Source organism: Naasia sp. SYSU D00057 (assembly GCF_017916505.1).
In the GTDB taxonomy this organism is placed as follows: Bacteria; Actinomycetota; Actinomycetes; order Actinomycetales; family Microbacteriaceae; genus Naasia.
The window spans coordinates 444,736-463,637 of the sequence record NZ_JAFMSZ010000003.1; the positions used below are offsets into that span (position 1 = coordinate 444,736).

The window sequence follows — 18,902 nt, forward strand, 5'->3', positions numbered from 1 at the left end:
TCTCGGTGCCGAGTTGCAGCAGAAGTGGGCAGTTCAGGGGGTGGGGAGGGGTCAGCCGCGCGCGCCGAGCAGGTGCTCGGTGACGAGCTGCTGCAGGCGGACGAAGCCGAAGCCCTTGCCGCCCAGGTAGGCCGACGCGTTGAAGTCCTCGAACGCGGTGCGGTCCGCGAGCAGGTCGTCGTAGCTCTCGCCCTCGTTGAGGGTGGGCTGCGTCAGCTCGGTCGCTTTCGCGGCCTCGAGCGCCTCCTGCACCTCGGGGTCGGCGCGGAAGGCCGCGGCGCGCTCCTTGAACAGCAGGTAGTTGCGCATGTTGGCGCGCGCCGACTCCCAGACGCCGTTCTCGTCCTCGGTGCGGCTCGGCTTGTAGTCGAAGTGACGGGGGCCGTCGTAGGCGGGGCCGCCCTGGATGCCGCCGTTCTCCAGCAGGTCGACGAGCGCGAACGCGTCGTAGAGGTCGCCGTGGCCGAACACCAGGTCCTGGTCGTACTTGATGCCGCGCTGGCCGTTGAGGTCGATGTGGAAGAGCTTGCCCTGGTACAGGGCCTGCGCCACGCCGGCGGTGAACGACAAGCCCGCCATCTGCTCGTGGCCCACCTCGGGGTTGATGCCGACCAGCTCGGGGCGCTCGAGGGTCTCGATGAACGCGATCGCGTGGCCGAGCGTCGGGAGCAGGATGTCGCCGCGGGGCTCGTTCGGCTTCGGCTCGATCGCGAAGCGGATGTCGTAGCCCTTGTCGGTGACGTAGTCGCCCAGCAGGTTGACGGCCTCGCGGTAGCGCTCGAGGGCGTTGCGGATGTCCTTCGACGCGGCGTACTCGGCGCCCTCGCGGCCGCCCCACATGACGAACGTCTTCGCGCCGAGCTCGGCGGCGAGGTCGATGTTGCGGAGGACCTTGCGGAGCGCGTAGCGGCGGACCGTGCGGTCGTTCGAGGTGAAGCCGCCGTCCTTGAAGACGGGCGCGCTGAACAGGTTGGTGGTCACCATCGGGATGACGAGGCCGGTGTCGGCGAGCGCCTGCTTGAGGCGGTCGATCTCCGTCTGGCGCACCTCGTCGCTCGACCCGAACGGGAAGAGGTCGTCGTCGTGGAAGGTGAGGCCGTAGGCGCCGAGCTCGGCGAGCTTCTCCACCGCGTGCACGGTGTCGAGGTGCTCGCGGGTCGGGCCACCGAAGGGGTCGGTGCCGTTGTAGCCGACGGTCCACAGGCCGAACGAGAACTTGTCCTCGCGGGTGGGAGTGAGATCAGTCACTGGTGACGTCCTTGTCTCTCGGAATTGTTGCGTCGATGCACATATTACCCTGCATCGCTATGGTTGGCACGTGTCGAATTCCGGCAGCAATCTGGACCGCCTGCGGCGGGCGAACCTCGCGACGGTGCTCGGCATCGTGCACCGCTCCCGCTCCGTCTCGCGCGCCCAGATCACGGCGGAGACCGGCCTCTACCGCTCGACGGTGGGCGCGCTCGTCACCGAGCTCGCCGCACTCGGCTTCGTCATCGAGGGGGAGCCGGAGGCGACGAACCGGGTGGGCCGCCCCTCCCCGCTCGTGACCCCCGCCCCCGGCGTGGTCGCCATCGCGGTCAACCCGGAGGTCGACGCGGTGACGCTCGGCGTCGTCGGCCTCGGCGCCTCGGTCGAGCACCGGGTGCGGCACCCGGTCGAGTCGCCGGTCACACCCGAACAGACCGTGCGCATCGTCCGCGACCTCCTCGACGCACTCCGACCAGGTCCGCTCGCCGGGCGCCGCGTCGCCGGCATCGGCATCGCCGTCCCGGGCCTCGTGCGCACCGCGGACGGACTCGTGCGCCTCGCCCCGCACCTCGGCTGGCGCGACGCCCCGCTCACCCGCCTCTTCGAGGAGGAGCTCGGACTGCCGACAGTGGCGGACAACGACGCCAGCCTCGGCGCGCTCGCGGAGCACCTCTTCGGCGTGGGTCGCGGCGTGGACGACCTCGTCTACCTCAACGGCGGCGCATCCGGCATCGGCGGCGGGGTCATCGCGGACGGCCGCCCGCTCCGCGGCGCCGGCGGCTACGCGGGCGAGTTCGGCCACAACCGCCCGGCCGTGCAGGACCGCACGAGCGAGCGCGGCGCCCTCGAGGACGAGGTGAGCCGCGCCCGGCTCCTTGCAGCGGCCGCGCTCGCCGTGGCGGACGAGCCGACGCTCGCCCGGGCCCTGCTCGGCGCGACGGACCAGTCGGTGCGCGACGAGCTCGCCCGCCAGCGCCGGGTGCTCGCCACGGCGCTGAGCAATGCGGCGAACGTGCTCAACCCGTCCCTCATCGTGCTCGGCGGCTTCCTCGCCACGCTGCTCGCGTCCGACCCGGTCGGCCTCGCCGGCCTCGTCGCCGACCAGACCCTGCCGCCCGCCGCGGAGGGGCTGCGGCTGCGGCCCGCCGCCCTCGGCGAGGACCGTCTCCTCATCGGCGCCGCTGAGCTCGTCTTCGCGCCCGTCATCGCGGATCCGGCCACGCTGCAGCGAACCGCATCCTGATCCCGCTCCCAACCTCGCGACCGGCGGCTGCCGCTCGCAGAAAGGCATCGCATGCCGGCCTCCGTGCCCCTCGCCCCCGTCCTCACCGGTCCCACTCGCCGCGACCTGTCCCGCCCCGTGCAGGGCTTCGCCTTCGGTGGCGACTACAACCCGGAGCAGTGGACGGAGGACGTCTGGGTCGAGGACGTCCGACTGATGAGGGAGGCGGGAGTCACGCTGGTCACCCTCGGCGTCTTCGCCTGGGGGAGCCTGGAGCTCGCGGACGGGGAGTGGGACTTCGCATGGCTCGACCGGGTCCTCGAACTCCTCCATGAGGGAGGCATCGCGGTCGACCTCGCCACGCCGACAGCCTCCCCGCCCATCTGGCTGCACCAGGAGCACCCCGAGATCCTGCCCGTGAACCGCAGCGGACAGCGCTATTGGCAGGGCGGCCGCCTGGGCTGGTGTGCGAGCTCGGCGGTGTGGCGGCGCTATGCGCTCCGCGCCGTGACGACCATCGGCGAGCGGTACGCCGCCCATCCGGCGGTGCGGATGTGGCACGTCGGCAACGAGTTCGGCGGTGGGAACCGGCACTGCTACTGCGACGCGTCGGCGGAGCACTTCCGGTCGTGGCTGGAGCGCCGCTACGGCACGGTGGACGGGTTGAACACCGCCTGGGGCACGGCCTTCTGGGGGCACCGGTACTCCTCGTTCGCGCAGGTGCTGCCGCCGCGGGACAGCGAGTCCGCGCAGAACCCGGGGCTGCTGCTCGACTTCGACCGGTTCTCGTCGGACGCGCTGCTCGAGCACTATGTGGCGGAGCGGGACGCGCTCCGCGAGCTGTCACCGGACCTGCCGATCACGACAAACTTCATGGTGGGCAGTGGGCCGGGTGTCATCGACCACGCGTCGTGGGCGCCGCACGTCGACGTCGTCGCGAACGACCACTACACGCTGGCGGCGGACCCCGAGCGCGCGCAGGAGCTGGCCTTCTCCGCCGACCGCACTCGCGGGCTCGACCGGATGCGGCCCTGGCTGCTCATGGAGCACTCGACGAGCGCGGTCAACTGGCAGCCCCGGAACCGGTCGAAGGCCCCCGGCGAGCTGGTGCGCAACAGCCTCAGTCACGTCGCCCGCGGCTCGGACGGCGCTCTGTTCTTCCAGTGGCGCGCCTCGACCGCCGGATCCGAGCAGTGGCACTCCGGCATGGTGCCGCACGCCGGCACCGACACGAAGGTGTGGCGCGAGGTCGCCGAACTCGGACGGATCCTCGCCGCGAGCGCGGAGGTCGCCGGCTCCCTGGTGGAGCCGGCCCGAGTCGCGCTTCTCGCCGACGACGTCGCGGGCTGGGCATGGCAGGCCGGCCAGAAGCCGCTGCACGGGCTGCCCGCCTTCCATGCCGCACGCGAGTGGCACCGCACGCTCTGGCACGCGGGGGTCCTCTGCGACGTTCTCCCGCGCACCGCCTCGCTCGAGGACTACAGCGTCATCCTCGTGCCCGCGGTGTACCTCGTGGAACCGGAACTCGCCCGCGGGCTCGAGGCTGCCGCTCGCGGGGGAGCGACGGTGCTGGTGACCTACGCGTCGGGGCTCGTCGACGAGTCGAATCGGGTGATCCGCGGCGGGTACCCGGGTGCGCTCAGGGACCTGGTCGGTGCCGCTGCCGAGGAGTTCTTCGTGCTGCAGGACGGGGAGTGCTCTGCGCTCGAGCCTGCCGGCACCGTGACCACGTGGACGGAGCTCGTTCAGCTGCGAGGTGCGGAAGCCGTGAGGCGCTATCGCGGCGGAGTGCTCGACGGCGAGCCGGCCCTCACCCGTCGCCGCGTCGGGATGGGGGAGGCCTGGTACGTCTCAGCGAGGCTCGACGACGAGGCCCGTGCCGATCTGCTCGGCGAGGTGCTCGCCGGCGCGGGCGTGACGGCCTCGGTGCCCGTCGCGCCCGGTTTGGAGGCGGTGCGGCGGACGGCGTCCGGGCGCTCCTGGCTCTTCCTGATCAACCACGGCGACGAGGACGTGCGCGCGTCCGCACGCGGCACGGACCTCGTCACCGGTGCGCCGTTCGACGGCGTCGTGCCGGGCGGCACGGTGCGGATCGTCCGGGAGGAGCCGCTCAGCTGAGCCGAGCCGGGAGCCACTCGGCCTGGCGGACCCACTGGTGCAGCTGGCCGCCCTCGTGACCGTTGTACGGATACACGGTGATCCCGCGATCCTCGTGCGCATAGCGGTTGAAGGCGGCATAGACGGTGGACGGGATCACGATGCCGTCCATCAGCGCGACCGAGAACAGGGCGGGCACCGTCGCGCGGCGCGCGAAGTTGGCCCCGTCGAAGTAGGACAGCGTCGAGAAAACGCTCTGCTCGACGTCCCGGTGGGTCGCGAGGTAGCGGGTGATCTCCGTGAACGGGCGCTCCGGCGTCGCCTCCACGGCGCGCCTGAAGTGGGACAGGAAGGGGACATCGGGCATCGCCGCCCGCAGGAGATGCGGAACGAGGCCGGCGACGGCGAGCGCGATGCCCCCGCCCTGGCTGGCGCCGGTCACGGCGATGCGGTCGGGGTCGACGAAGTCGAACTTCCGCACGGCATCGACGAGTCGAACCGCGTCCGTGTAGAGCCGGCGGTAGTAGTACGTCTCCGGGGTCTCGATGCCCTTCGTCATGAAGCCCTCCACCGAGGGGCCGGAGCCGTAGGGGTCGCGGGTGTCGCCGCCGGTCCCCCAGCCGCTGCCCTGGCCGCGCGTGTCCATCAGGATGTGCGCGTAGCCGCTCACAGCCCAGTTGAGGCGCTCCCCGACGACGCCTCTGCCGCCGTTGTAGCCGATGTACTCGATGACCGTCGGAAGGGGGTTCTCGCTGCGCGGACGGAGGATCCAGCCGCGGATCGGCTCGCCCGCGAAGCCCGGGAACTCGAGGTCCTCGACGATGAGCTCGGTGATCGGCGTGCTCACCGGTCGGCGAACGACCTCGCCCTCGGCGCCGCGCGCCTCCTCGATGGTCGCGCGCCAGAACTCGTCGAAGTCGGCCGGCTCCTCCACCTCCGGTCGGTAGGAGCTGAGCACGTCGAGTGGCAGGTCGGTGAAGGGCATTGAGTCTCCGGAGATCGAGGATGGGCCGCCGTCCAGCATGACGCGCCGCTTCGCAGCGACGCGCCGGACCACGTGTTGACATTTTGTTCCACGCTGGCACAAAATGACACCCGGCCGGAACAGACATCTGATGACTGACCGATCGGCCGCCAGGCTCCATCGCACTGAGGCACCTTCCGCTCCGGTGCTTTCCCGACAACGTCGTCTCGAAAGGACAACGATGAACGCAACGACGCCGAATCGACGCCGGCTTCTCCGCACCGCCGCAGCGGTCGTCCTCGGATCCCTCTCCGTGGCCTCGCTCGCCGCCTGCAGCTCCGGCAGCGGATCGAGCTCCGGCGGAGAGGCCTCCGGCTCCGCCGAGATCAGCTTCTGGGGCTGGGTCCCGGGCCTCGAGGACCTCGTCGACCAGTGGAACGAGGAGAACCCCGACGTGCAGGTCGACTTCCACCGCATGACCGGTGACGACGGCCAGAAGGTGGAGGCGGCGGTCGACGCCGGCGCCGGCCCCGACCTCGTCCAGCTCAGCACGCACGATCTCCCCGACTACGTCATCTCGGACCGGGTGCAGGACATCACGGAGTTCGTCTCCGACGAGGAGGGCAACTACACGGCGGCCTCCTGGGCCTCGGTGAGCTTCGACGGCAAGGTCTACGGCATCCCGCAGGGCATCGGCCCGAGCGGCATGATGTACCGCGAGGACATCCTCGCCCAGTACGGGATCCCCGTCCCGACGACCTGGGACGAGTACCTCGAGGCGGCCCGCGCCCTGCACGCCGCGAACCCCGAGCTCTACATCGCGAACATGTCTCCGACCGAGTTCGGCCAGTGGGTGCAGGAGGTCTCGCAGGCCGAGGGCAGCTGGTACTCCATCGAGGACGGCGCGTGGACCGTCGGGATCGACGACGAGAAGAGCCGTGCGATCGCGGAGCGCTGGCAGACCCTGCTCGACGAGGGCCTCGTCACGACCGAGCAGATGTGGACGCCGGAGTACTGGGCGCTCGTGAACGCCGGCACCATCGCCACGATCAGCTACGCCGCCTGGTTCCCGTCCCAGCTCGCACTGAACGCCGAGGAGACCTCCGGCAAGTGGAGGGTCGCCCCGATGCCGGTGAACGCCGGCTCCTCCAACCAGGGCGACTCGGGCGGTGCCGCCGTCGTGGTGCTCGCCGGAGCGAAGGACCCCGGCGCCGCAGCGGAGTTCGCCGCATGGCTGAACGGCGCGGACGAGACGCAGGAGACGCTGATCACCGTCGGCGGCCTGTTCCCCTCGACCACCAACGGTCTCGCCTCGGACGCCCTGCTGCAGGAGAGCGAGTTCTACGGCGGCCAGGTCGTCAACGAGGTGTTCATCGAGGCGGCCGAGAACACGCCCGCCACGTGGACGGAGGGCCCGAACTTCGGCACGGCGACCACCGCCCTGACCGATGAGTTCTCGACGGTGGTCAACGGCGAGCAGACCTTCGTCCAGGCGCTCGAGAAGGCTCAGAAGGCCGTCGTCGACGACCTGAAGTCCCGCGGTCTGTCGGTCAACGAGTAGTCGAAACCATGACCGCCGCACGCGTCTCGCCGTCCCGGCGCCGGTTCTCCGGCGCCGGGCGGCGAGTCGCCCCCTACGTCTTCATCGCGCCCTTCGTGGTGCTGTTCCTGGCCTTCCTCGTCGCGCCGATCGTCATCGCCGTCGTGAACAGCCTCTTCGCGACCCGCTCGTCGGGACTCGGCTTCGGCGGCTCGGAGACGGTGTTCGCGGGTGTGGACAACTACGTCGTCGCTTTCGCGGACTCCGACTTCCTCACGAGCTTCGGCCGCGTCCTCCTCTTCGGCATCGTGCAGGTGCCCGTGATGATGATGATCGCGGCCGGCCTTGCGCTGATGTTCGACTCGGCCCTCGTCCGAGGACGGCGGTTCTTCCAGTTCGCGGTCTTCCTGCCGTATGCGGTGCCGGGCGTCATCGCCGCGCTCCTCTGGGGCTTCCTCTACCAGCCGTCCGTCAGCCCCATCGTCCAGGGCCTGCGTGCGATCGGCCTCGATGCGGACTTCCTGGCCCCGGGAACGGTGCTGTGGTCGATCGCCAACGTCGCCACCTGGTCGGTGACCGGCATCAACATGATCATCCTGTTCGCGGCACTGCAGACCGTGCCGCGCGAGATGTACGAGGCGGCGCGCCTCGACGGCGCCGGCGAGCTGCGCATCGCGCTCGGAGTGAAGCTTCCGATGATCGCCCCCGCCATCCTGCTGACGACGCTGTCGAGCGTGATCGGCACCCTTCAGCTGTTCAACGAGCCCCAGGTGATGCAGACGGTGACCTCGAACATCTCGAGCGACTACACGCCCAACATGGCGATCTACGCCGCCTCCACCCTCGCGAAGAACCCGAACCTGGCCTCCGCGATGGCGGTGATCCTCGGAGTGGCGACCCTGATCGTCTCCGTGATCATCCTGCGGATCAACAACCGAGCGACGAGGACGGCGACCGATGGTCTTCACTGAGCAGCTGCCCCTCAACGCGCCGCCGACCAAGCCGACCGCACCCCGTCGCACCGCGTTCCGCGATGGCGACCGGGTCAGCCGGGGGTGGATGACCGTCGTCACGGTGGTGATGGTGATCGCCGCCGCGTACTTCCTCATCCCGGTGCTCTGGCTCGTGATCGCCTCGACGAAGTCGACCGGCCAGCTCTTCTCGACCCCCGGATTCGCACTCGCCGACTTCCGGCTCTTCGAGAACCTCGCCGCGCTCAGCACCTACGACGGCGGCATCTTCTGGCGCTGGGGACTGAACACGATCATCTACTCGGTCATCGGCTCGGCGTTCACGACCCTCGTATGCGCCGCGACCGGCTACGCCCTCGCGGTGTACCGGTTCAGGGGCAGGCAGACGCTCCTCGCGGTGATTCTGGCCAGCATGCTGATCCCGGGCACCGTCATCGCCCAGCCGACCTACGTGCTCCTCGTCTCCCTCGGGCTGAACAACACGTACTGGGGCATGCTGCTGCCCGCCCTGGTGTACCCGTTCGGCGTGCTGCTCTGCTACATCTACGCGCAGTCGTCGGTCCCGATGGAGCTTGTGGAGGCGGCGAGGCTCGACGGCGCGGGGGAGTTCCGCATCTTCGCCTCGCTCGGCATGCGGCTGATGGCGAACGGGCTCGTGACCGTGCTGCTGTTCGCGTTCCTCGGGAGCTGGAACAGCTACATCCTGCCCCTGCTCGTGCTCACCGACCAGGAGCTGATGCCGCTCACCGTCGGCCTCACCGGCTGGAGCCAGTCCTCGATCTCCATCCCGGGCCTCCAGATCCTCACGGTGGTCGGGTCGCTCGTCTCGGTGATTCCGATCGCGATCGTGTTCGTGTCCCTGCAGCGCTTCTGGCAGTCCGGCCTCACGGCCGGTGGCATCCGGGGCTGAGCCGACTCCACGATGACCGACATCTCCTTCTCGACGCCGGCGCGCACGTGGCTCGAGGCACTGCCGCTCGGCAACGGCAGCCTCGGCGCCATGTGCTGGGGCGACCCGCGCGAGGCCCGCTTCGACCTGAACGACGAGAGCGCGTGGTCCGGCTCGCCCGGATCGGAGGCGCGTCAGCCCACGGTCGACGCCGAGCACGCACGCCGCCTCCTCGCCGACGCTCGCGGGGCCGCCCTCGAGGGTCGGGCCGTCGAGGCGGAGAGGGCGATCAGGGAGATGCAGTCCGACTACACGCAGGCCTATCTGCCGCTCGGGACGCTCGTCGTCATGACCGGCGGGGACGAGCCCGACGCCGACTACGAGCGGCGGCTGCGCCTGCGCACCGCCGTGCACGAGGTGCGGTCGGGAGGGAGGACCGCCCGTTCGGTGGTGTCCGCCCGGTACGGCGTCCTCCTCACCGTGCTCGAGGGGACGCCGGCTCCCGAGGTCCGGCTGACGACCCCGCTGCGCACTGTCGCGGAGGAGACCTCGCCCGACTCCCTGGTGCTGAGGCTTCTGCTGCCGAGCGACGTCCCGCCGTCGCACGAGCCCGACTTCCCCGCCGCCAGCTGGTCCGACCGGGCCGGCGACGCGGTCCAGGCCGTCGTCGCCGTGAAGGTGCAGCCGCTCGGCGGGGATTCCTGGGCAGTATGGGCGACCAGCGAGACCACGTTCTCCGGGCTGGGCCAGCCGCTCGGCGACCCGCACCGGCTCCAGGAGATCGCCATCGGACGCCTGGAGGACGCCATCTCGGCAGGCGCGGACGCGGTCCTCGACGAGCATCGCGCCGACTGGGCCGAGCGCATGGACCGGGTTCGGCTGCAGCTCGACGGCGCCTCCCTCGACCTGGCGGACCCGCCGCGCCGGATCGCCGCGGCGTCCATGGACCCGACCGGCCCGGTTCGCGCCGACCCTGGCCTGTTCACCGCCCTGTTCGATTACGGACGCTACCTGCTGCTGGCCTCCTCACGGCCCGGCGGTCTTCCCGCGACCCTCCAGGGGATCTGGAACGCGGAGATGCAGCCGCCGTGGAGCTCGAACTACACGCTCAACATCAACCTCTCGATGGCGTACTGGCCGGCATTCGTCGCCAACCTGGCGGAGACGGCCGAGCCGCTCCACGCGTTCCTCGCGGCCCTCGCGAGGGCGGGGGCCCCGACCGCCCGTCGGCTCTACGACGCCGACGGCTGGGTGGCGCACCACAATTCGGACGCGTGGGTCTACACCTCACCGGTGGGCGTCCGCCGAGGCGACGCCTCCTGGGCGTTCTGGCCTATGGCAGGTCCGTGGCTCGTCCGCCACCTGCGGGAGGCCGTCGAATACGGAGCCATGGACGAGGCCGTGGCCCGCGAGGTGGCCTGGCCGGTCGCGCGAGGCGCGGTGCTGTTCGCCCTCGACTGGATGATCCGCATGCCGGACGCGTCATGGGGAACCGCTCCGTCGACCTCCCCGGAGAACACGTTCCGGGACGAGGAGGGCCGGGCAGTGGCCATCACCGCGGCGTCCGCCCTCGACCTCCAGCTGCTTCGCGACCTGTTCGAGTCGGCGCCGGTCATCGCCGCGGCTGCGGGCGCCGCGGGGGATCCACTGCTCGCCGTCGCCGCCCGCGCACTGCGCGACCTGCCGACCGGTCCCGCCCTCTCCGCCGACGGCCGCATCCTCGAGTGGGGCGCCGACGTGCCGGAGGTCGACCCGCAGCATCGACACCTGAGCCCCTTGTACGCGCTGTACCCGGGGGACGCGCAGTTCGACGCTGCCCAGACGGCGGCGGCGGAGGAGCTGCTGCGACGGCGCGGGGACGACTCGACCGGCTGGTCTCTCGCCTGGAAGACCGCGCTGTGGGCGCGGCTGAGGCGGGGCGACCGTGTCGCCGACCTCCTGCGGCTGGTGATCCGCCCAGCGGGCGCGGCGTCCGGGCCCTACGCCGGCGGCCTCTACCCCAACCTGTTCGCGGCGCACCCTCCCTTCCAGCTCGACGGAAACCTCGGCTTCGTCGCCGCCGTGGCCGAATCGCTCCTGCAGAGCCATGCGGGCGAGATCGACCTCCTGCCGGCGCTCCCGACGGAGCTTCCGCCCGGCAGGGTCGCGGGCCTGGTGGCGAGGCCCGGGGTCCGGGTCGACCTCGTGTGGGACGCGACCGGCCTGCGCGAGGCCCGGCTGCGCGCACTCGCCCGGCACGCCGAGGGGCAGGTGGTCCTCCGGCTCGGCGACACGCGGATCCGCAGGGTCGTCCTGTCCGCCGCCGACACGGTGGTCACCCCTGCCGATTTCGCGGAAGCGGACGACAGCGCTGCCGGAGCCGATGCCGCCGTCGCGAATAGGCTCGCGCAGTGACCACGCACGCGCAGCCGCGAACGCGGTGGCCGGAGCTCGGGCACGCCGGGGGCCTCGTGCTGCTCGAGCTGCTCCTGCACGGCGCGCAGTCCCGAGTGCGGCTCGCCGAGAACGTCGGGCTGTCGCGCGCGAGCCTCTCGCGCATCGCCCGCGAGCTGCTCGACCTGGGCCTCGTCGTGGAGGGTGATGTGGAGCTCCGCGAATCCCGCGGACGTCCCCCCGAGACGCTCCACCTGCGTCCTGAGGCGGCTCACTTCCTCGGGGTGAAGCTGACCGGCGACACCCTCTACGCCGTCGTCACCGACCTCTCGGCCCGCGTGGTCGAGCAGCGGGCGGTGCCGCTCCCCTCGCGAGGGGTCGACACGGTCGTCGCGCTGCTGACCGAGGTGGCCGCCGATCTCAGCGCGGGAGCGACCGCCCCGGTCGCGATAGGCATCTGCCTCGCCGGGGACGTGCTGCGCAGCGGACCCGACCTGGTGGTCCGGCGGTCGTCCTTCCTCGGCTGGAACGAGGACGTGCCGCTCGCCGCGCTGGTGGGACCCGCGACCGGGCTCCCCGTCACCGTCTCCAACGACGTGCACGCCCTCACCGCGGCACACCACTGGTTCGGCAGCGGCGTCGCGTACGAGCCGCTCGTCGTCTACGGGCTCGGCGCGGGCATCGGCAGCGGCGTCGTCGTGGGCGGAGAGCTGCTGGAGGGCGCTCACGGCCGGACGGGACGGATCGGGCACTTGCGCGTGGGCGGCACGGGCCGCGTGTGCGAGAACGGGCACGACGACTGCGTCCACAGCTTCGTCACCATCCCCTCCATCGAGTTCAACGCCGGCGTCGCGCCGGGGGACTACGCGACCGCTCTCCGGCGCGCACGCGCGGGCGAGGCTCGAGCCGTCGACGCGTTCCGGCGGGCGGCGTTCGCACTCGGCGGCATCATCGCCGAGTCCGTCAACGCCTTCGACCCGCAGATGGTCTCCGTGATGGGCGAGGGACGGGACATGCTCGACATCGCGCCGCAGGAGCTGCGCCGCGCGCTTCTCGAATACCTCGAGCAGGGGGACGTCGACGAGGTGCGCATCGAGCGGCCCCCATTCGACTTCAGCCTCTACGCGAGGGGCGCCGCGGTCTCCGCCATGCGTGCTCTCCTGGCCGGCTGAGCCGTCCTCCTGCAGCCCACCACCCGAACCGGGGCTCCGCGCCCCCAAGGAAAGGCATCCGTGAAGTTCACCGACGGTTTCTGGCAGCTGCGACCCGGGGTCTCGGCACTGTACGCCCAGGAGGCGTACGACGTCGTCCCCGGGGAGGGGCGGCTCACCGTCACCGCGCCCACCAAGGTCATCGAGCGCCGGGGCGACACCCTCAACCGGCCGACGCTGACCGTCACCCTCACCTCGCCGCTGCCCGGCGTCATCGGCGTCCGCGTCGAGCACTTCCAGGGCACCGAGGGCGCCTTCGGCTTCGATCTCGTCGGCGCCGAGAGCGGCCACGGCGAGGTGGCGGTCACGGACGAGGGCGGCACCCTGAGGAGCGGCGACCTCACGGCGCGCGTCCGCGCAGGCGCACCCTGGTCGCTCACCTTCGAGAGCGGCGGCCGCGTCCTCACCGGCAGCGGGCACAAGTCCCTCGGCCACATCACGCTCGCTCCGGATGCGCATGTCGACCCGGGCCCCGTCGGCAACGCCCGCGGCGGGACCGCGCGCCCTCTCGGCAGCACCTACCTGCACGAGCAGCTCGCGCTCGGCGTGGGGGAGACGATCTACGGCCTCGGTGAGCGCTTCGGCCCGCTCGTCAAGAACGGGCAGACGGTGGACGTGTGGAACGCGGACGGCGGCACGTCGAGCGAGCAGTCCTACAAGAACGTGCCGTTCTACCTCTCGAGCGCCGGCTACGGCGTCCTGGTGAACCACCCCGGCCACGTCTCCTTCGAGATCGGCTCGGAGGCGGTCGAGCGCGTCCAGTTCTCCGTCCCGGGCGAGGCCATCGAGTACTTCGTTCTCGCGGGCGACCCGAAGACGGTGCTCGAGCGGTACACCGCGCTCACCGGCCGCCCGGCGACCGTGCCGGCCTGGTCCTACGGGCTGTGGCTCTCCACCAGCTTCACGACGGACTACGACGAGGCGACCGTCAACTCGTTCCTCGACGGGATGGCCGAGCGCGACCTCCCGCTCAGCGTCTTCCACTTCGACTGCTTCTGGATGCGCGAGTTCAACTGGTGCGACTTCGAGTGGGACCCGCGCACCTTCCCGGACCCGGAGGGCATGCTCGCCCGGCTGCACGACAAGGACCTCCGCGTCTGCGTCTGGATCAACCCCTACATCGGCCAGCGCTCGCCGCTGTTCGCCGAGGCGAAGGAGCTCGGCTACCTCGTCCGCAAGCCGAACGGCGACGTCTGGCAGTGGGACCTCTGGCAGGCCGGCATGGGCCTCGTCGACTTCACGAACCCGGACGCGACCGCCTGGTACCAGGGCAAGCTGCGCCGTCTGCTCGACCAGGGCGTCGACTGCTTCAAGACCGACTTCGGCGAGCGGATCCCGCTCGAGGTCGCCTACGCGAACGGCGCCGACCCGGAGCGCATGCACAACTGGTACACCCAGCTGTACAACGAGGCCGTCTTCGAGGTGCTCCAAGAGCGCCGCGGCGAGGGCGACGCCGTCCTGTTCGCCCGGTCCGCGACCGTCGGCGGTCAGCGCCTCCCCGTGCACTGGGGCGGCGACTCCACCTCGACCTACGAGTCAATGGCGGAGACCCTCCGCGGCGGGCTCTCGCTCGCCCTCTCGGGCTTCGGCTTCTGGAGCCACGACATCGGCGGCTTCGAGGGCACCCCGGACGCCGGCGTGTTCAAGCGCTGGACCGCCTTCGGCCTGCTCTCGAGCCACTCCCGCTTCCACGGCAGCGACTCCTACCGGGTGCCGTGGGTGTTCGACGACGAGGCCGTCGACGTCACGCGCAGGTTCACGAAGCTCAAGCTGCGCCTGATGCCCTACCTCTACGCGGTGGGTCTCGAGGCGGCGGAGCGCGGCGTCCCGGTGATGCGCCCGATGCTCCTCGAGTTCCCGGACGACCCTGCGGTCGCCTATGTGGACCGGCAGTACCTGCTCGGCGGCGACCTCCTCGTGGCGCCGGTGTTCCGCGCCGACGGCCGGGTGCAGCTCTATCTGCCCGCCGGCACGTGGACGAACGTGCTGACCGGCGAGCGGGTGACCGGCGGCGGCTGGCGCACCGAGCAGCACGGCTTCGACAGCCTCCCCCTCTACGCCCGGGACGGCGCGGTCCTCCCCGTCGGCGCTCGGGAGGACCGGCCCGACTACGACTACCTCGAGGGCCTCACGCTCGACCTCTACCCGGCCTCGGCCGACGGCGTCCGCACCGTGCGCGTCGTCTCTCCGGAGGGGCGCTCGGCGTCCTTCACGGTGGAGCGCTCCGGGAAGCGTGCCATCATCACGTCGAAGGGGCTCGACTCCTTCTCGGTGCGCGTCGTCGGCGGCGCCACCGCCGACACCACCGACGGACGACTGGAGCTCGACCTGTGACGACTGGATCCCCCGACTACCGCGACTCCGGCCTCGTCTTCCCCGAGTCCTTCCTGTTCGGCTCGGCCACCGCGTCGTACCAGATCGAGGGCGCGGCCCAGGAGGACGGCCGGAGGCCGAGCATCTGGGACACCTTCGCCCGCACGCCGGGCAAGGTGCGGAACGGCGAGAACGGCGACGTCGCCGACGACCACTACCACCGGTGGGAGCAGGACCTCGACCTCCTCACCGAGCTCGGACTCGGCGCCTACCGTTTCTCGATCGCGTGGCCGCGCATCCAGCCGACCGGGTCCGGAGCCGTCAACCAGGCCGGCCTCGACTTCTACTCGCGACTCGTCGACGGGCTGCTCACGCGCGGGATCACCCCGATCGTGACGCTGTACCACTGGGACCTGCCGCAGCCGCTCGAGGACGCGGGCGGCTGGCCGGTGCGCGAGACCGCGTACCGATTCCAGGAGTACGCCGGCATCGTCGGCGCGGCGCTCGGCGATCGCGTCGCGACGTGGACGACCCTCAACGAGCCCTGGTGCTCGGCGTTCCTCGGCTACGGCTCGGGCGTGCACGCGCCCGGCCGCACCGAGCCGCTCGGCGCGCTGCGGGCCGCCCACCACCTGAACCTGGCGCACGGCCTCGGCATCCAGGCGCTGCGCGGCGTGGTCGCGAACGACCCCGACTACTCGGTGACGCTCAACTTCACGGTCGCGCGCGGCGAGGAGGAGGCGGTCCGCCAGATCGACGCGGTCGCGAACCGCGTCTTCACCGGTCCCATGCTGCGCGGCGCGTACCCGGAGGACCTGCTCGCCGACACCGCGCCGGTGACCGACTGGTCGTTCGTCCAGGACGGCGACCTGGAGGACATCTCCCAGAAGCTCGACGTGCTCGGCGTCAACTACTACAACACCGCCCGAGTCGCGCTGTGGGACGGCAGCGGCGAGAAGCAGATGGCCGACAATCACGGGGAGTCGACCGCGTCGCCCTACCCGGGCGCGGACCGGGTCCAGTTCCTGCCGCAGCCCGGCCCGTACACGGCCATGGGCTGGAACATCGCGCCCGATGGGATGGAGGAGCTGCTGCTCTCCCTGCGCGACCAGTTCCCCGAGCAGCCGCTGATGATCACCGAGAACGGCGCCGCCTTCGAGGACGTCATCGAGGACGGCCGGGTGCACGACGCCGAGCGCGTCGACTACCTGCGGCGCCACTTCACCGCTGCGCACCGGGCGCTCGAGCAGGGCGTCGACCTCCGCGGCTACCAGGTGTGGTCGCTGCTCGACAACTTCGAGTGGGCGTACGGCTACTCGAAGCGCTTCGGCATCGTGCACGTCGACTACGACACCCTGAAGCGCACGCCGAAGGACAGCGCGCTCTGGTACTCCGAGCTGGCCCGGACCCGCCGCCTGCCGGAGGCGGGTGAGTAAGCGGCAACGGAACGACGTCCGGCAATTGGACCCGGTTGCCGGACGTCGTCTCTCTGCAGTCGTTTCCCGCGTCCCTGCCGGCCCCATACTGGGGCGCGGGAAAAAAGGAAAGCACCTCTAACTAATCGGCTTCCATCGATACACTGAGAAACCGATTCCCCGGTGCCAGCGACGCCACCGCGCCGTTCCATCCTGAGATCGAGACGCTCGCGTGACCGCCGCCGCCACTCCTTATCCGGGCCATGCCCTCTCCCGGGCCCAGCTGGCCCTCTTCATCGTCGTGCTCGGGGCCCTCGTCGGCCTCGGCCCGTTCACGATCGACATGTACCTGCCGGCGTTCCCAGCGCTCACCGACGACTTCGGCGTCTCCGACGCCGCCATCCAGCTGACCCTCACCGGGACGACGATCGGGTTCGGCCTCGGCCAGCTCCTCGTCGGCCCCTGGAGTGACCGGGTCGGCCGCCGCGTGCCGCTGCTCGTCGCCACGACGGTGCACGTGCTCGCCTCCGTCGGCGCCTCCCTCGCCGACAACGTGCCGATGCTCCTCGTGTTCCGCGTCCTGCAGGGTGCGGGCGCGGCCGGCGGCGGCGTCGTCGCGATGGCCATGGTGCGCGACCTCTTCGGCGGGCGCCCGCTCGTGCGGATGCTGTCCCGGCTCGCCCTCGTCACGTCGCTGGCGCCCATCCTGGCCCCGGTCGTCGGGAGCCAGCTGCTGCGCACGATGGACTGGCGCGGCATCTTCGTGTTCCTCGGCGCCTACGGGCTCGTGATGCTCGTGCTCGCCGGCCTCCTGCTGCGCGAGACGCGGCCCGAGGAGCAGACGCACACGGCGGGCCACAGCACGGTCCGCCAGCGCTACCGGGCCCTCTTCTCCGACCGGATCTTCGTCGGGGTCGCGATCCTCGGCGCGATGCAGTTCTCCGGCCTGTTCGCCTACCTCTCCTCGTCGTCCTTCCTCTTCCAGGAGGTCTACGGGATGAACGCGCAGCAGTTCGGCCTGCTGTTCGCCGTGAACTCGGTCGGCATCTTCGTGGGCAACCAGGCCGCCGCCCGGCTCACCAAGGTGGTCGGCCCTGCGTTCATCCTCGCGGGCACCACGGCGGTGCAGCTGATCACCGCCGGGCTCATCGTGCTCGGCGTCGTCCTCGGCTGGGGGCTGCCGGGCGTCGTCGTGCCGCTGTTCTTCTTCATCATGGCCTGCGGGTTCGGCTTCCCCTGCGTGCAGGTGGTGGCGCTCGCGCACCACGGCAACGAGGCGGGCACCGCGGCGTCCCTGCTGGGCGCCTGCAACTTCGGCATCGCGGGCATCCTGTCGCCGATCGTCGGCCTGCTCGGCATCGGCACCGCCATCCCCATGGGCGCCGTCATGGCGGTCACCGCAGCGGTCGCGATCCTCAGCCTGTGGCTGATCGTCCGTCCGCGGACCGTCCCGGCCCTCAGCGACTAGCGGGCGGCGGCGCGGAGCGCGTCTCCCCGGCGCCGGACGGCCGCGCGGAACCACTGCGAGTCGGGGATGCGCGAGAGCAGCGGACCGGCGACCACGGTGATGAGGACGTACGCGGTGGCGAGGGGCGCGAGCTGCGGCTCGACGCCGGCGCCGACGGCGAGCCCGGCGATGACGATGGAGAACTCGCCGCGGGGCGTGAGCGCCAAGCCGGTGCGCCAGCGGCCGGGGATGCCCATGCCGGCCCTCTTCGCCGCGAGGTAGCCGGTCAGCACCTTGGTCGCGATGCTCGCGACGGCGAGGACCGCTGCGGGAACCAGCACCGGCAGGATGTCGGCGGGGTCGGTCGCGAGGCCGAAGAACACGAAGAAGATCGCGGCGAACAGGTCCCGCAGCGGAGTCAGCAGCTCCTCTGCGGCGTGCGCGACCTGCCCGGAGAGGGCGATGCCGACGAGGAATGCGCCGACCGCCGCCGACACGTTGACCTGCTGGGCGAGGCCGGCGACCAGGATGGTCAGCCCGAGTACGCCGAGCAGCAGCGACTCCGGATGGGACGCCGAGAAGAGGCTCGACACGACGCGGCCGTGGCGCAGCGCGAGGTACAGGATCGCGACGACGGCCGCCGCGGCGATGACGAGGGTCGTGAGGCCCTGCACCAGGCCCGCTCCCACCACCACCGCGGCGAGGACCGGCAGGTAGAAGGCCATCGCGAGGTCCTCGATGACGAGCACCGACAGGATCGTCGGCGTCTCCCGGTTTCCGAGCCGCCCGAGATCGCGCAGCATGCCGGCGATCACGCCGGAGGAGGAGACCCAGGTGACGCCGGCGAGCGCGACGGCGGCGACCGGCCCCCAGCCGAGCAGGAGCGCGAAGGCGGCGCCGGGCAGCGCGTTGAGGCAGGCGTCGAGGAGTCCCGCCATCCGGGAGCGGCTGAGGCTCTGCACGAGCTCGCCCGCGGTGTACTCGAGCCCGAGAAGCAGCAGGAGCAGGATCACGCCGATCTCGCTGCCGGTGTGGAAGAACTCCTCGCTCGCCGAGAGCGGCAGCGCCCCGCCGTGCCCGAACGCGAGTCCCGCGACGAGGAACAGCGGGATGGCCGAGATGCCGAACCGGTTGGCGAGGCGCGAGAGGAGCCCGAGTGCGAGCAGGAGAACGCCCACCTCGACAAGCAGAAGGGTGGACTGGCTCATGGCG

The 18,902-nt window shown here is 71.3% G+C and carries 13 protein-coding genes; 10 read left to right on the plus strand and 3 right to left on the minus strand.

What is annotated here, in order from left to right:
• Positions 1 to 51 precede the first annotated feature (51 nt).
• Positions 52 to 1,248, minus strand: a complete 1,197-nt coding sequence (gene xylA, locus J3P36_RS12610) for a xylose isomerase (RefSeq protein WP_210508522.1) — start codon at positions 1,246 to 1,248, stop codon at positions 52 to 54.
• A 70-nt stretch (positions 1,249 to 1,318) separates the two neighbouring features.
• On the opposite strand from xylA, the gene J3P36_RS12615 reads away from it, so the two are divergent.
• The gene (locus J3P36_RS12615) at positions 1,319 to 2,491 is read left to right on the plus strand and encodes an ROK family protein (RefSeq protein ID WP_210508523.1); all 1,173 of its coding nucleotides are present in this window, start codon (positions 1,319 to 1,321) and stop codon (positions 2,489 to 2,491) included.
• Positions 2,492 to 2,542: 51 nt separating this feature from the next.
• Positions 2,543 to 4,588 (plus strand): beta-galactosidase, encoded by a 2,046-nt coding sequence (locus J3P36_RS12620; protein ID WP_210508524.1) that lies wholly within the window; start codon positions 2,543 to 2,545, stop codon positions 4,586 to 4,588.
• Here the strand turns inward: J3P36_RS12620 and J3P36_RS12625 are convergent.
• Complete coding sequence (locus J3P36_RS12625) at positions 4,581 to 5,552, minus strand: acetylxylan esterase (RefSeq protein WP_210508525.1); 972 nt, start codon at positions 5,550 to 5,552, stop codon at positions 4,581 to 4,583. The genes J3P36_RS12620 and J3P36_RS12625 overlap by 8 nt on opposite strands.
• Positions 5,553 to 5,772: 220 nt before the next feature.
• Here J3P36_RS12625 and J3P36_RS12630 point away from each other — a divergent pair, with 220 nt between their 5' ends.
• The 8 genes from J3P36_RS12630 (at position 5,773) to J3P36_RS12665 (ending at position 17,711) form a co-directional block, all read left to right on the plus strand.
• Positions 5,773 to 7,092: a sugar ABC transporter substrate-binding protein gene (locus J3P36_RS12630; protein WP_210508526.1), complete on the plus strand. Its 1,320-nt coding sequence runs from the start codon at positions 5,773 to 5,775 to the stop codon at positions 7,090 to 7,092.
• Between the two features lie 8 nt (positions 7,093 to 7,100).
• On the plus strand, positions 7,101 to 8,042 hold the full coding sequence (locus tag J3P36_RS12635) for a carbohydrate ABC transporter permease (protein WP_210508527.1): 942 nt from the start codon (positions 7,101 to 7,103) through the stop codon (positions 8,040 to 8,042).
• The gene (locus tag J3P36_RS12640) at positions 8,029 to 8,952 is read left to right on the plus strand and encodes a carbohydrate ABC transporter permease (protein WP_210508528.1); all 924 of its coding nucleotides are present in this window, start codon (positions 8,029 to 8,031) and stop codon (positions 8,950 to 8,952) included. Before J3P36_RS12635 ends, J3P36_RS12640 begins: the two co-directional genes overlap by 14 nt.
• A 12-nt stretch (positions 8,953 to 8,964) precedes the next feature.
• Positions 8,965 to 11,325: a glycoside hydrolase N-terminal domain-containing protein gene (locus J3P36_RS12645; protein WP_210508529.1), complete on the plus strand. Its 2,361-nt coding sequence runs from the start codon at positions 8,965 to 8,967 to the stop codon at positions 11,323 to 11,325.
• Entirely contained in the window at positions 11,322 to 12,476 is a 1,155-nt protein-coding gene (locus J3P36_RS12650) for an ROK family protein (RefSeq protein ID WP_210508530.1), read from the plus strand. The genes J3P36_RS12645 and J3P36_RS12650 overlap by 4 nt, the downstream gene beginning before the upstream one ends.
• A gap of 60 nt (positions 12,477 to 12,536) precedes the next feature.
• On the plus strand, positions 12,537 to 14,849 hold the full coding sequence (yicI, locus tag J3P36_RS12655; protein ID WP_210508531.1) for an alpha-xylosidase: 2,313 nt from the start codon (positions 12,537 to 12,539) through the stop codon (positions 14,847 to 14,849).
• On the plus strand, positions 14,846 to 16,264 hold the full coding sequence (locus J3P36_RS12660; RefSeq protein WP_210508532.1) for a GH1 family beta-glucosidase: 1,419 nt from the start codon (positions 14,846 to 14,848) through the stop codon (positions 16,262 to 16,264). Before yicI ends, J3P36_RS12660 begins: the two co-directional genes overlap by 4 nt.
• Before the next feature lie 211 nt (positions 16,265 to 16,475).
• Positions 16,476 to 17,711, plus strand: a complete 1,236-nt coding sequence (locus J3P36_RS12665; protein ID WP_210508533.1) for a multidrug effflux MFS transporter — start codon at positions 16,476 to 16,478, stop codon at positions 17,709 to 17,711.
• On the opposite strand, the gene J3P36_RS12670 is transcribed toward J3P36_RS12665, so the two are convergent.
• On the minus strand, positions 17,708 to 18,898 hold the full coding sequence (locus J3P36_RS12670) for a cation:proton antiporter (RefSeq protein WP_210508534.1): 1,191 nt from the start codon (positions 18,896 to 18,898) through the stop codon (positions 17,708 to 17,710). The two genes, J3P36_RS12665 and J3P36_RS12670, sit on opposite strands and share 4 nt — an antisense overlap.
• Between the last annotated feature and the right edge of the window lie 4 nt (positions 18,899 to 18,902).

Coding starts and splice junctions, on each gene's coding strand:
- J3P36_RS12620 (WP_210508524.1), top strand. CDS start 2,543: ATGCCGGCCTCCGTGCCCCTCGCCCCCGTCCTCACCGGTCCCACTCGC.
- J3P36_RS12670 (WP_210508534.1), bottom strand. CDS start 18,898: ATGAGCCAGTCCACCCTTCTGCTTGTCGAGGTGGGCGTTCTCCTGCTC.
- J3P36_RS12630 (WP_210508526.1), top strand. CDS start 5,773: ATGAACGCAACGACGCCGAATCGACGCCGGCTTCTCCGCACCGCCGCA.
- J3P36_RS12645 (WP_210508529.1), top strand. CDS start 8,965: ATGACCGACATCTCCTTCTCGACGCCGGCGCGCACGTGGCTCGAGGCA.
- J3P36_RS12625 (WP_210508525.1), bottom strand. CDS start 5,552: ATGCCCTTCACCGACCTGCCACTCGACGTGCTCAGCTCCTACCGACCG.
- J3P36_RS12635 (WP_210508527.1), top strand. CDS start 7,101: ATGACCGCCGCACGCGTCTCGCCGTCCCGGCGCCGGTTCTCCGGCGCC.
- J3P36_RS12640 (WP_210508528.1), top strand. CDS start 8,029: ATGGTCTTCACTGAGCAGCTGCCCCTCAACGCGCCGCCGACCAAGCCG.